The sequence below is a fragment of the Pseudomonas sp. DCB_AW genome, from assembly GCF_026240895.1.
Taxonomy (GTDB): domain Bacteria; phylum Pseudomonadota; class Gammaproteobacteria; order Pseudomonadales; family Pseudomonadaceae; genus Aquipseudomonas; species Aquipseudomonas kermanshahensis.
Genome location: NZ_JAPFCE010000003.1, coordinates 233,194 through 245,352 on the forward strand (window position 1 = coordinate 233,194; position 12,159 = coordinate 245,352).

Annotated in this window: 10 protein-coding genes; 1 reads left to right on the forward strand and 9 read right to left on the reverse strand. The window is 63.7% G+C overall.

The features are described 5' to 3' along the window. The 5 genes from OO306_RS04325 to OO306_RS04345 all read right to left on the reverse strand — a co-directional run bounded on the left by OO306_RS04325 (position 1) and on the right by OO306_RS04345 (position 4,160). Positions 1 to 570, reverse strand: coding sequence for a DUF6162 family protein (locus OO306_RS04325; protein ID WP_099428923.1), 570 nt, complete (start codon positions 568 to 570; stop codon positions 1 to 3). A gap of 41 nt (positions 571 to 611) precedes the next feature. Then, positions 612 to 932, reverse strand: coding sequence for a hypothetical protein (locus OO306_RS04330; protein ID WP_027596194.1), 321 nt, complete (start codon positions 930 to 932; stop codon positions 612 to 614). After that, positions 929 to 1,468, reverse strand: a complete 540-nt coding sequence (locus OO306_RS04335) for a hypothetical protein (protein WP_027596195.1) — start codon at positions 1,466 to 1,468, stop codon at positions 929 to 931. Before OO306_RS04335 ends, OO306_RS04330 begins: the two co-directional genes overlap by 4 nt. Then, a complete protein-coding gene (locus OO306_RS04340) occupies positions 1,465 to 2,658 on the reverse strand; it encodes a PepSY domain-containing protein (RefSeq protein ID WP_027596196.1) in 1,194 nt (397 codons plus the stop codon). The genes OO306_RS04335 and OO306_RS04340 overlap by 4 nt, the downstream gene beginning before the upstream one ends. Before the next feature lie 167 nt (positions 2,659 to 2,825). After that, positions 2,826 to 4,160 carry a lysine N(6)-hydroxylase/L-ornithine N(5)-oxygenase family protein gene (locus OO306_RS04345; protein ID WP_238211250.1) on the reverse strand — a complete coding sequence of 445 codons (1,335 nt, stop codon included), beginning with the start codon at positions 4,158 to 4,160 and terminating at the stop codon, positions 2,826 to 2,828. A 198-nt stretch (positions 4,161 to 4,358) separates the two neighbouring features. Here OO306_RS04345 and OO306_RS04350 point away from each other — a divergent pair, with 198 nt between their 5' ends. Continuing rightward, positions 4,359 to 4,814, forward strand: a complete 456-nt coding sequence (locus tag OO306_RS04350; protein ID WP_027596198.1) for a hypothetical protein — start codon at positions 4,359 to 4,361, stop codon at positions 4,812 to 4,814. A gap of 132 nt (positions 4,815 to 4,946) precedes the next feature. Here the strand turns inward: OO306_RS04350 and OO306_RS04355 are convergent, their stop codons facing one another. The 4 genes from OO306_RS04355 to OO306_RS04370 all read right to left on the reverse strand — a co-directional run bounded on the left by OO306_RS04355 (position 4,947) and on the right by OO306_RS04370 (position 11,864). Further along, positions 4,947 to 7,397, reverse strand: a complete 2,451-nt coding sequence (locus OO306_RS04355) for a TonB-dependent receptor (RefSeq protein WP_265967847.1) — start codon at positions 7,395 to 7,397, stop codon at positions 4,947 to 4,949. Positions 7,398 to 7,493: 96 nt separating this feature from the next. After that, positions 7,494 to 8,441 carry a FecR domain-containing protein gene (locus OO306_RS04360; RefSeq protein WP_265967848.1) on the reverse strand — a complete coding sequence of 316 codons (948 nt, stop codon included), beginning with the start codon at positions 8,439 to 8,441 and terminating at the stop codon, positions 7,494 to 7,496. Positions 8,442 to 8,443: 2 nt separating this feature from the next. Further along, positions 8,444 to 8,974, reverse strand: coding sequence for a sigma-70 family RNA polymerase sigma factor (locus OO306_RS04365; RefSeq protein WP_027596201.1), 531 nt, complete (start codon positions 8,972 to 8,974; stop codon positions 8,444 to 8,446). 97 nt (positions 8,975 to 9,071) lie between these two features. Then, complete coding sequence (locus OO306_RS04370) at positions 9,072 to 11,864, reverse strand: amino acid adenylation domain-containing protein (protein ID WP_265967849.1); 2,793 nt, start codon at positions 11,862 to 11,864, stop codon at positions 9,072 to 9,074. Between the last annotated feature and the right edge of the window lie 295 nt (positions 11,865 to 12,159).

A 12,159-nucleotide genomic window follows, 5' to 3' on the forward strand; every position in this document is an offset into this window, starting at 1 on the left:
TCAGTGACGGTGTTCGCGGGTGACCCCGGCGTCGTAGTGGCTGACCACCTGTTGCCAGCCAGCGGCGATCAGGGCGGCATGGCCCAGGTCGTCCGGCGTAACGGCGGCGCTGTCGCGGCGTAGCCACACATCCGGCTGGCCAGTGCTGTCGTCAGGTAGAATCAGCAGCAGGCTGCCGGCCACCTGAGGGGCCTGGCTGCGGCCCAGGTAGGCGCCAGTTGCCAGCCACGACCACTGGTGGCCACCGCGGCTCTGGCTGCCCGCATCGACCACAAAAGGTGGCAAGCCGTCGTCGGCCAGGGCTTGTACGCTGGGCACGGCGGCGGTTTCCTCGCGCAGCAACTGGATCTCGTCGAAGGCCACGCGCAGGTCGGTGTACAGGCCTTGTTCGGCGGGGGTCAGGTCGCGGCGGGCGTCGATCTGGTGGCTGGCGATGGTCTGTTCGTCCTCGCGTTCGCCACGCAGCATCACCACCGTGGCGGCAAGCACCACGATCAGCAGGCTGACCAGCAGCACGTACAGGGTTTCGTGGCCGGCGCCGGCCGGGCGGACTACCTGGGCGCGGTTCATGGCTGGGCTATTCATGGCTGGGCTATTCATGGCCGGGCTGTTCATGGTTGGGCAATGTCGGCGTAGTCGACTTCGACGACATGCCCAGGGCCTGCATCGAACAGCACGTAGAACTCACCGTCGGGGCGTTTGAAGGTGAGGGTCGAGTCGTCGCCGAGCTTGCCGCCGACCAGCACCTGCTCGTCATAGCCGATCACATCCAGGGTCACCCCAGGGGCGCCGCTGCCATCCGAGAAACCGCCGGTGCATTTGACCTGGCCGCTGGCCACTTCTTCGCATTCGCACATCGGGTTGTGGGCCAGGGCAGGGCCGGCGGCCAGTACCAGCAAGGGCAGGGCGAGCTTACGCATCAGGTGTTTCATTTCTTGCCTCCTTGTTTCTCGAGCCAGGCCACGGTGGCGGGCGATGCCTTGGCCAGGGGGACCGAAGCCTGGTGCATGCTGCCGTCCCAGCCTTCGAGGGTGATCCAGATCTGTGCATCAGGCTGGGTGCGCGGCGGTATCAGCAGGTTGGTGCCCATGCGGTACGGAGCGCCGAAGAAAATGGTGCCAGCAGCGCGCAGGCTGCGCGGTTTGCCGATGCGCAGGTAGACGGCCTTGACGTCATTGATGCAGGCCTTGCACAGCGAGGCGCTGAACGACTTGAAATGGCCGGCCGGGCCGTCGGCGCGTGGTGCCTCGTCGCGCAGTTCGGCCAAGTTCAGGCTGTAGGGGCCGACCTGGATGTCGCTGATCACGTTCGCCCCCAGCCCGGCGTCGCCACGGAACAGCCTGGCGTTTTCGAAGTACTTGGGCATGAAACCCAGCGGGATGAGGATCAGCAGGATGTTCAGGTGGAAGCGCCATTTCAGCCACCACTGCTTGAGCGGGCTGGCGGGCAGGGTCTTGGCCTGGCTCATGGGCGGATCTCCACGGTGGTTTCACGGCTGGCCGCGCGTGGCGCACGCTCGCTGCGCTTGAGGGCGGCGGCGGTCGCCTGGGCGGTGCGTTTAGTCCAGATCAACAGGCCGCTGAACACCATCAGGGTGAGCACCAGGCCAAAGAAGAACCAGATCAGCTTGATCGCCAGGCCGCCAAAGTCGCCGGTGTGCAGGGGGCGCATGGACTCGGTGACAAACTCCAGGGCAGAGCGGTCGCTAATCAGGAACTGGCTGTCGACGTTGCTGGTGTAGGGGTTGACGGCGGCCGACTGGAACATCAGCGGGTACCAGCCGCGGCCACCCAGGGTGACATGGCTGTAGGCAGTAGCCGGCAGCGAAACGGAGCTGATCTCCAGGCCCGGGATCGCCAAGCCGGCGATGCGCGCCGCTTCATCCACATCGATGCGCGGTGCCTGGCTGCCATCGGCTGTCTGCGGCACATCCTCACGGGCGATGACCGGTACGATAGGTCGGCTGGAGATGCTGATGTTGTTGTCGAACAAAATCGCTTGGATCAGGAACCAGGTACCGGTGATGGAAATGACCGCGATGAACCAGATCGACCAAACCCCGGCCAGCCGGTGCAGGTCACCCCAGAAGATGCGTGAGCCATGGCCGGTGCGAACGGGCTTGAAGAAGCCCTTCCAGAATTTCTTGTAGACCACCAGGCCTGTGACCAGCGAGGCCAGCATCGGCAGGCCGAGGATCGAGACCAAGTACCAACCCCAGCTGAAGCCATTGGTGAAGGGCACCAGCCACCAGCCATGCAAGGCGCGGGTGAAGCCTTCGAAGTTGAAGTCCGGGCTCTTGCCCTGGATGGCCCCGGTGTACGGGTTGACGTAGAGCGTTGGGCTGGTGCCGTCGGGGAAGGTCACATCGGCGGTCAGGGCGAAGTGCGAGCCATCCGGCTGCCTCAGCGACTCCACAGCCATGTCCGGCTCGGCCTTGTGCAGGGCATCGAGCACCTGCTGGTAACTCAGGCGTTCGGCATCGCCGTCAGGCTTGCTGGCGCGCACGTCCGGGTTGGCCAGCCAGACAATCTCCTGGCTGACCACGGCGAGCATGCCGGTAAAGCAGACGATCAGCACGAAGAACCAGATCGGGAGGGCGAGCCAGCTGTGGACCAGGAACCACAACTTGGATTTGGATTTTTTCGGGGATTTGGCCATCTGATCGTCTTCTGAAATGTGTAGTCGAGCTTATGCCCAACCAAGAGGGCTGCACTTATAAAGACGAATGAGAATGGAAATCCTGCCGTTTTAAATGCAAGCAAATGTTTCAGAAAGCACAAGCCGGCCTTCGCGCAGGGCGACAGGCCGGCGAGTAAAGGCGGGAATCAGGCGCTGGTCAGGGCGACAGCCGGTTGCGAACGGCCATTGAGGCGCGACAGGTCCTGGTACAGCGCCTGGCCGATCTCGGCGGCGCGGGCGGGCAGCACCGAGAGCAAGGTGTCGCTCAGGCCGTGGCTGTTCTCGCAGAAACCTTGCAGGTAAACCGACGCCTGCAGGTCTGGGCTGGCCAGTACCCGGTAGTTGCGGTCGACGCTGAAGTCGTCCAGGTAACCCGCCAGTGGTGCCAGCAGGTCGCGGTGCGAGCGGCGCTCGTAGCCGGTAGCCAGGATCACCGCATCGTAGCGGTGGGTCTGGTGCTGGCCAGTGGCGAGGTCGCGCAGGGTCAGTTCCAGGCCTTCGCGGGTGGCCACCACCGCTTCCACCTGCCGCCGGCACAGCACGTTGTGACGGAACTGGTGGGCGACCTTCTGGCGGTAGAGGATGCCGTAGATGCGTTCGATCAGGTTCAGGTCGACCACCGAGTAGTTGGTGTTGTGGTACTCGCCCAGCAGCTTGCTGCGTTGGTCGGCCGGCTCGTTGTAGACCAGGTCGGTATAGCCTGGGGAGAAAATCTCGTTGACGAACGGGCTGTCGTCGGCCGGCTTGAGTGCCGAGCCGCGCAGGATCATGTCGACCTTGACCGACGGGTAGCTGTCGTTGAGGTCGATGAAGGCCTCGGCGGCGCTCTGGCCAGAGCCGATCACCGCGATGCGCATCGGCTTGCCTTCAGTGCACGGCAGTTTGTTCAGGCTGCTGAGGTACTGGGAGTGGTGGAAGACGCGTGGGTCATCTTTGAAGGCGCCGAACTTTTCCGGAATTTTCGGCGTGCCGCCGCTGCCGACCACTACCGAGCGGGTGCGGCGGCTGTATTCGCGGCCTTGCAGGTCGCGCGAGACCAAGCGCAGGTGCTCGACCCGGCCGGCCGTCACTTCGGGCTCGATGCGCACCACTTCTTCGCCATACACCGCCTGGGTGGCGAAGTGCTCGGCGGCCCAGCGCAGGTAGTCGTTGTACTCCAGGCGGCAGGGATAGAAAGTGCCGAGGTTGATGAAGTCGGCCAGGCGCTGCTTCTGGTGCAGGTAATTGACGAAGCTGTAAGGGCTGGTCGGGTTGCGCAGCGAGACCAGGTCCTTGAGAAACGAAATCTGCAGCTCGCTCTGGGTCGCCAGTGTCTCGCCGTGCCAGCGGTAGTCTTTCTGCTTGTCGATGAACAGCGCGTCCAGGGCATGGCCCTGGGACTGAGCGAGCTCCTCCAGGGCGATGGCCAAGGCCAGGTTGGAAGGGCCGAAGCCCACGCCGATCAGATCTTTGATTGTTTCCTGCTGTGAGGACTGGCTCATGGCTGCGATTCCCTGAATGGTCGAATGTGGACGCCCGCCGGGGCTCCGGCTCCTGCGCAAGTACATGTGTTGGAACGAGCCACACGAGGGGGAATTTACTGGTGGGGTTACAGGGTTTTGTCACCGCTGGCTAAAGAACTGCGTCCGGCGGCCGATAGGGGGTCAAGGCAAGGACTCACCTGAAGGCAGGGAATCGGCATGACAGCAATATCTTTGAGTAACCTCCACATCAACGGTGTTTCCGCCCAGGCGATGAGCGCCGCGGCGGCCGCCGAGCGCGAGCAGGCCAAGCAGGCCGCGCAGAGCGAAAAAGGCGGGCCTTTGAGCATCAGTGGCGACACCTTGAAGGTGGGTGGCGGTGGCCAGGCGGAGTCGGCCCAAGGCAGCGAGAGCAGCGACGAGTCGGCAGCGGTGCAGCAGTTGCGGCAGATGATCAAGGAACTGCAAAAGCAGCTGGCTGAAGAGCAGAAGCAGTTGGCCGCATTGATGGCATCGAAGATGGAAGAGACTGCCAAGGCCGCTGCGGTGAGCGCCAAGCAGGCCAGCATCGCCACCCTGACTGGGCAAATCATGCAGGCGACCGCGCAACTGCTCGAAGCGCTTCAAGAGAGCGGTGGCAGCAGCGCGGGTGGGATGGTCAGCACCCAGGCCTAGGCCCTAACTGACAGGCCTAGGGCTGTTTGTAGGAGCAGCCTTGCGCTGCGAAGAGGCCAGTGCAGGTCCCTCACATCTAGGCCTTATGCACCGGCCTCTTCGCAGCACAAGGCTGCTCCTACACCCGCAGCCTCAGAAATCCCAGCGGGTCGTGACCATCAGGTTGCGTGGCTCGCCGTAGTAGGTGGTGTCGAAGTTGCCCAGCCCGGTCAGGTACACCTTGTCGAACACGTTGTTGGCATTGACCGTGAAGCTCAGGTGCTCGCTGTACTGGTAGCGGGTCATCAGGTCCACCAAGGTGTAACCCCCTTGCTTGATGCGCGTGTAGTCGCCAGCCGTCGGGCTGTAGATATTGCCGTAGAACGCGCTCTGCCAACGTAGCCCACCACCGACGGTGACACGGTCCAGCGCGCCGGGCAGCCGGTAGGTGTTGAACAGCCGCGCCACATGCTCAGGCTTGGTGGTCGCCAGCGGGAAGCCGAACAGGCGGTTGTCGTCGGCGTCGCGGGTACGGGCGTAGGTGTAGCCGGCGGTGATGTTCCAGCCCGGGGCCAGTTCACCGGCCAGCTCCAGTTCGACGCCCTGGGTCGTGGCGCCGTCGATCGCTTTGTAGATGCCCTCGTTGGTGACCGGGTTGGTGCCGACGGAGGAGGCGACGTTGTCTTGTTCGATCCGGAAAAACGCCAGGGTAGCGTTGAGCCGACCATCGAAATAGGCCGCCTTCAGGCCCGCTTCATAACCATCGCCTTCCACCGGGTCGAGGGTGGCGCCATTGACGTCCTTGTACACCTGCGGCTGGTAGATCGAGGTGTAGCTGGCGTACACCGAGTAAGTATCGTCCAGGTCATAGACCACGCCGGCATAGGGGGTGACGACGCCGTGTTGCTTGTAGCTGGCGTGGGTGTCATCCAGGGACGAGGTCGGGTAGTAATCCTGATCGTCGTTGTATTTGAAGGTGCTGACTCGGGTGCCGAGGATCAGCGACAGGTTGTCAGTTGGCCTCAGGCGCGTGGCCACGTAAGCGCCGTTCTGGCTCTGGGTGGTGGTGTAGTCGCCGTTTTTCGGGAAGTCCTGTACCGCAATCTTGCCGTTCCAGTCGAAGATCGAGCCCGGTACCTGGGCGAAGGCACTGCCGTCGAAGGTGTCGCCGGTCTGGCGCGAATGCGAGGTCATGAAGCCTGCGACCAGGTCATTCTGGCGGCCGAACAGGGTGAAGGGCCCGGACACATTCAGGTCGGCGGTGTTCTGCACGCGGTGGCCTTCCCAGCGCCCCCAGTAGAAGAACATGTCTTCGCCGGTTGCGGGGTTGGGGTTGCCGCCGCTGGCTGAGGCCAGGCGGGTATCATGGTCGCTGATCATGTGGTTGAGGCTGAGCTTGACCTTCCAGTCATTGGCCAGTGCCTGCTCCAGCGAGCCGAAGTAGGTGGTGGACTGGAAGTCGCGGCGGCTCCAGTCGGCACCTGGGTTGTGCGAACGCGAAAAGTCGGTGCGGCTGCCGTCGGCAAAGTAGGTCGGGTTGCCAGTCCAGGAGGAGCCACGTGGCGTGGTGGTCTGGTTGTCGATGCCGAAGGTCAGCAGGGTGTCGGGCGTCAGGTCGGCTTCGAGAATGCCGTAGTAGACGTCCTTCTTCTGTTTGTAGTGATCCAGGTAAGACTTGCGGTCCTGGTACGCGCCGACCAAGCGGCCGCGCACGCTGCCGCTGGCGTTGAGCGGGCCGGCAATATCACCTTCGGTGCGGTAGTTGTCCCAGGAACCGGCGCTGGCGGTGATCGAGGCCTTGAAGTCGTGGGTGGGCTTCTTGCGGATCAAGTTGACCGTGGCGGAGGGGTCACCGGAGCCGGTCATTAGCCCGGTCGCGCCCTTGATGACCTCGACGCGATCGTAGGCGGCCATGTCGACGTGGGTCGCACCTTCGTCATAGACCCCGTCATAGATGGTGTTGACGCCATCGTACTGGTAGTTGGTGATGGCAAAGCCGCGTGCGGAGTATTCCATGCGTTCGCTGTCATATGCCTGCACCGACACCCCGGGCGTATTGCGCAGCACTTCGCCGATGTCTTGCGAGCCGTGATCGTCGATCGCCTGGCGGGTGATCACGCTGACGGACTGCGGCGTTTCGCGCAGGGTCAGCGGCAGCTTGGTCGCGGTGGTCGAACCGCCGGTGGTGTAGGCGCCAGTGCCTTCGGTGATGTTGCCCAGGCCCTGGCCGTCGATGCGGCTGGGGGCCAGTTCCACCACGTCACCCTGTTGGTGGGTTTGCAGCAGCGAGTAGCGGCCGTCGCTTTCCTGTACGGCCTGCAGGCCGGTGCCGCTCAGCAGCATCTGCAGAGCCTGGTCAACCGGGTACTGGCCATTCAAGGCGGGGGAGCGTTTGCCGCGCGTCCATTGGGTGTCGAACGACAAGACGATGCCAGACGCTGCGGCAAACCGGGTCAGTGTCTCGCCCAGGTCGCCCTGCGGCAGGTGGTAGTCATGCACTTGCGCGGCACAGGCTGCGCCTGGCCCACCGAGCAATGCAGTCAGCAACAGGCAGGTGCGCAGGTCTGGCGCGCTGAACGGCCTGAGAGTGAAGCGGCAGGTCATCGTCGTTGTTCTCTGAAAGGTAAAGAGTCAGCCAGGGCTGGGGTTACCTATGAGTCGGATGAGCCGCAGCAAAGTGATCAGGCCTTGGCCATTTTTTTATGCGGCGGTGACGGTGACCCAGTAGCGGGTGCGGGCCTGCACCTGCACCGGCAGGGACGTGGTCAGCGCCCGCAGTATCTGATCGGTGTCATTGAGCCGGTAGGTGCCGCTGATGCGCAGGCCTGCCACTGAGGGCGCGCAGCGCAGCCAACCGGGCCGATAGCGCGCGAGGTCGTTGATGAAGGTGTCGAGGCGCTGGTCGTTCACGATCAGCAAGCCGCGGCTCCAGGCGTCTGCGGCACTGGCCAAGGCCTGCACTGCAGAAAAGCCCTGGCCATTGAACTGGCAGCTCTGGCCGCTGTTCAGCGCCATCGCCTGGCCAGAGGCAAGCGCCACGCTTGCTTGTTGGCCAAACACCTCGAGCTTGCCGGCGTCGTCCAGCAGCCGCACGGAAAAGCGGCTGTGGCCAGCCTCTACGCTGCCGTGCCGGGTCACCACGCTGCAGCGTTGCTGCGCGGGCACCTCGACCATGATTTCGCCTTGGCGCAGCCGCACCGACGGCTGTTCGCGGGTCTCGTCGATGTCAACGGAGGAGGCGGTGTTGAGCAGCACCGTGCTGCCGTTTTTCAAGGTCAGCCAGCGCTGTTCGCCCACGCCACTGCGCACGTCTGGCAACAGCGGCGCGTGCTGCATTTCGCGATAGCTGCCCAAGCCCAGGGCACTGCCCCCAAGCAACACCAGGCCGGCTTTGACCACACGGCGGCGGGAGGCGTGGCGGCCGTGTGCGGCCACGGCCAACACCCGCGTGGTTGCCGGGGCATGGGGGGTGCTCATGCGTGTCTGCAAGCGCTCGGCTTGCTGCCAGGCCCAGGCATTGACCGGGGTAGCGTTCAGCCACGCCTGCCAGGCACTGTACTCGCTGGGCTGCGCTTCACCGCTGTTGAGCTGGCTGTACCAGTGCGCGGCCTGGCGCAGGGCCGCGAGTTGCTCGGTACTCAGCGCCATGCTCACTGGCCGTGCGTCAGGCTGTAGATCATGCAGTGCTCGGCCGCCTTGGCAACGTAGCGGCGCACCGTCACTTCAGAGATGCCCAACTGGGTGGCGATGTGTTTATAGGGCAGGCCATCGACCTGCGAAAGCAAGAATGCCTCACGCACCTTGGTGCCAAGCGCTGCCAGCATCGCATCGAGCTCGAACAAGGTCTGCAGCAGGGCAACACGCTGTTCTGCCGAGATGTCCAACGCTTCGGGTTGCTCGGCCAGTACCTGCAACCAGGCCCTTTCCAGGTGCACGCGGCGCAGGTGGTCGATCATCAGGCGACGGGCGATGGTGGCCAAGTAGCCCTTGGGCTCACGTACCGCTTCGAGCTTGGCCGCAGCGTCGGCGGCCGACATCACCCGAACGAACACATCCTGCACCAGGTCCGCGGCCAGGTGGGTGCAGTTGACCCGGGGCGTCAGCCAACCGTGCAGCCACTTGCTCTGCGCGCGGTAGAGCTGAGTGACTTGGGTATTGAGGGCTACGTCCGGGGTGCTCATCCATGCCGCCTGAAAGAGTTGCAAATGTTAATGGTTCGCATTTTATGCAAACTGTTTCAGGCTTGGCAATGACCAGCGGGCCGACAGCGTTACCGCTTCAAGGGGAGGTCGCGCGTTCCACGGCCTGTGTCCCACGCGTCTTGCGCCGCCCGCTAACGCGTGTAATGACTCGCCGGGTCAGCGTGTTCCAGCAGTACGTCACCAGCACGCCACCAACAAGGGCCAAGGCCACCGCGAACAACGGCTGATCGACGATGCGCCGTGCCAGCGACTGGAACTGGAAGTGCGTCAGGTAGATGAACAAGGTGGACGAGGCGATCATCGCGCCCGCTCTGGCGACCACGCCCGGCACGGGCACGGACCGGAACCAGATCAAGGCCAGCATCGCCGGCAGGGCGATATCGATGTAACGGGCAAACGCCTGCCAGCCGAGGCCGGCAAGGGCCACCAGGTCGAGCTCGGCAATCAGCAGCAGCGCCACCGCACTGGCGACCGCTTTGCGCAGCGACGTATCAGCGTAGTGAATGGCCATGCCCAGTACCATCACGGCCAAGTAATGCTGAGGTACCCGGTTGAGCAGGGCTGTGGTGTCGAACACGAAGCGGCTGAGCAGCACATCGGCCACCACCAGTGCGCACGAGGCAAGGATGAGGCAGGGGAACGGGTTGGCGATGATCGCCTTGCGCACACGCTTGATCGACAACACGACACCGAGGATCAGCAGCATCTGCACCAGCACTTCGATGTACCAGTAATTGAACACGCCGACCTTGTCGGGCGGGAACCAGTTGGAGATCAACAGCAGTGATTGCCAGTGGACTCGGTCGAACACTGCCTGCACCAGTACTGTGTACAGAATCGTCGGCACCGCGATGGCGGCCAGGGACTTGAGCAGCATGCGCGCATCGCCGCGCTCATCGATGGCCTTGAACTGGAACCTGGCTAGGCTGATGCCGGAGATCAGGAACAGCACCGACGTCTCGCCAGCAATCCGCCACTCGGAAAACACATTCAAATGCCCGACGACAATCAGCAAAATGGCGACCATGCGCAGGAACACCGGCACTTCCATGACCCGCATCGACCACGTGTTGGCCGGGGTGCCTGGTTCGGCCAGTTCGGCCAGGTCCTGTACCGGGATCATTTCCCAGCGATCCGGCAAGTGGCCGATCAGCGCTTCCAGCACCATCGAGGCGCGGACGAACGATAGCGAGTCGCCGCCGAGCTCCACGAAGGTGAGGCGTGCATCGATGTGCGGAGCCTGCAGTATCTGCGCCCAGGCCTCGGTCAGTTTCAACGCCAGCGGTGACAGCGCCTGCGGGGTGCTGGCGGCGCTGTCATCGAAAGCCGCAGACAAGGCGCGCTTGTCGATTTTGCCGTTGGGCGTGAGTGGAATGCTCGGCACGAACAGGAACATCGCCGGCACCATGTAGTCCGGCAGCATGCCTGCGATGGCTTGGCGCAGTTCAGCGGTCGCTATGGGCTGATCGGCGACGCAATAGGCGACCAGCCTGACACTTGCGTTGTCATGGTTGGCCAGCACCACGCATTGCTTGATGCGCGGCAGTCGAGTGATGGCGTTTTCGATCTCCGCCAGTTCGATGCGATGGCCGCGGATTTTCACCTGGCTGTCGCCGCGCCCCAGAAAAGTGGCGCTGCCATCGGCCAGATACGTGCCCAGGTCGCCGGTGCGGTAGCAGCGGTCGGCCGGGGCGCCGGTGAACGGGTTTACCACGAACTTTTCCTGGGTCAGAGCCGGGTCGCCCCAATACCCCAGCGACAGGTAGGGGCTGCGGATCAGGATTTCCCCGACTTCGCCGGCTTCGACCAGGTGGTTGGCCTCGTTGACAAGCAACAGCTGCGCGCCGCCTATGCCTTTGCCCAACGGGATTTTGCTGTTGTCTGCGTGCGGGTCAAGCACGTGGAAGGCCATGGCCTGTGGCGTTTCGGTGGTGCCGTAGAAGTTCACGCTGGTGGCGTGAGGCGCAATCGCACACATCTGCTGGTACAGCGTAGGGCTGAGCGCATCACCGCCCCAGAACAGGTAATGCAGGCGTTCGAACAGCAGCCCGTTCATCCGTGCGCCGGTTTCGATCAGTTTGCCCAAAGGCGGCGTCAGGTGGATGACGGACACGCCGTGGTCGTGTATCCACGCAGCCAGGCGCGACGGGTCGGACAAGGTGGACTGGGCCGGGCAGAGGATGGTGGCGCCAATCGACAGCGGCGTGAACACATCGCGGTAAACCGGGTCGTGGCCCAGGCCGGATAGCAGCGAAAAGCGGTCATCCTGGGTAAAACCATGCTGCTGCACGTGCCAGTCGACGAAGTGCACCAGCGGCGCATGATGGGTGACGATGCCCTTCGGTTCGCCAGTGCTGCCCGAGGTGAAGGTGATGTAGGCCGGCTGAGCAGGGCTGACTGCGGGCAGGGGCGCTGACAGGCTGGGGAAGTGTTGCAGGGCATCAGCGGGGGCGTGCGGCACGTTCACGCAGTGCGCACGGCCAGGTTCGACCTCGACGTCGCCACAGCGCACTACAAAGGTAGGTTCGAGGGTGCGGATGATCTGGCCGATACGTGCAGCCGGGTACGCGGCGTCGGCGACGGTGAAGGTCAGCCCGGCGCGCAAGGCGCCGAGCATGGCATAGACCAGCGCCGCGCCGCGGCTTGCGACAATCACTACCCGATCGGCACCGATGGCGCCATTTTCGAGCAGGTACGTGGCGATACCCTGGCTGATCTGCTCAAGTTGTCGATAGCTGCAGGTGGCTTCGTGGGCAATGATCGCGGTTGCCTCGGGCGAGCGACTCGCCTGCTCCACAAAGGCCTGGAAAATCGGCTGTTCGGCACGGTAATCAAGGCTCAGCGTCGGGTTCGGGCGCAGATCCGGCATGTTGTGTGTTCGCTCCGCATGAACGGCAAGTGGCTGGCTGGATAGCACAACGCTAGTGCAGGGCAGCGAATGGCGCCAATGCGCTTGCGGTATTTGCGTGGGCGCTGAAATGGTGGGGCCGCTTTGCGGCCCATCGCGACGCAAGGCCGCTCCTACACGGGGTAGCGTAATGGGTTAGGAGCGGCCCAGCGTCGCGGTGGGGGTCAAAGCATCCCCAAAAGCTCAAGGCGTGACGCGCCCGCTGACGCCCGGGGCCATTTTCATCAGATATGCCACGTCAGCGCGGGGGAAACAC

Bases quoted from the DNA above. Each gene is read 5' to 3' on its own strand.
- OO306_RS04365 (WP_027596201.1), bottom strand. From the start codon at position 8,974: ATGAGCACCCCGGACGTAGCCCTCAATACCCAAGTCACTCAGCTCTAC.
- OO306_RS04340 (WP_027596196.1), bottom strand. From the start codon at position 2,658: ATGGCCAAATCCCCGAAAAAATCCAAATCCAAGTTGTGGTTCCTGGTC.
- OO306_RS04335 (WP_027596195.1), bottom strand. From the start codon at position 1,468: ATGAGCCAGGCCAAGACCCTGCCCGCCAGCCCGCTCAAGCAGTGGTGG.
- OO306_RS04330 (WP_027596194.1), bottom strand. From the start codon at position 932: ATGAAACACCTGATGCGTAAGCTCGCCCTGCCCTTGCTGGTACTGGCC.
- OO306_RS04370 (WP_265967849.1), bottom strand. From the start codon at position 11,864: ATGCCGGATCTGCGCCCGAACCCGACGCTGAGCCTTGATTACCGTGCC.
- OO306_RS04350 (WP_027596198.1), top strand. From the start codon at position 4,359: ATGACAGCAATATCTTTGAGTAACCTCCACATCAACGGTGTTTCCGCC.
- OO306_RS04325 (WP_099428923.1), bottom strand. From the start codon at position 570: ATGAACCGCGCCCAGGTAGTCCGCCCGGCCGGCGCCGGCCACGAAACC.
- OO306_RS04355 (WP_265967847.1), bottom strand. From the start codon at position 7,397: ATGACCTGCCGCTTCACTCTCAGGCCGTTCAGCGCGCCAGACCTGCGC.
- OO306_RS04345 (WP_238211250.1), bottom strand. From the start codon at position 4,160: ATGAGCCAGTCCTCACAGCAGGAAACAATCAAAGATCTGATCGGCGTG.
- OO306_RS04360 (WP_265967848.1), bottom strand. From the start codon at position 8,441: ATGGCGCTGAGTACCGAGCAACTCGCGGCCCTGCGCCAGGCCGCGCAC.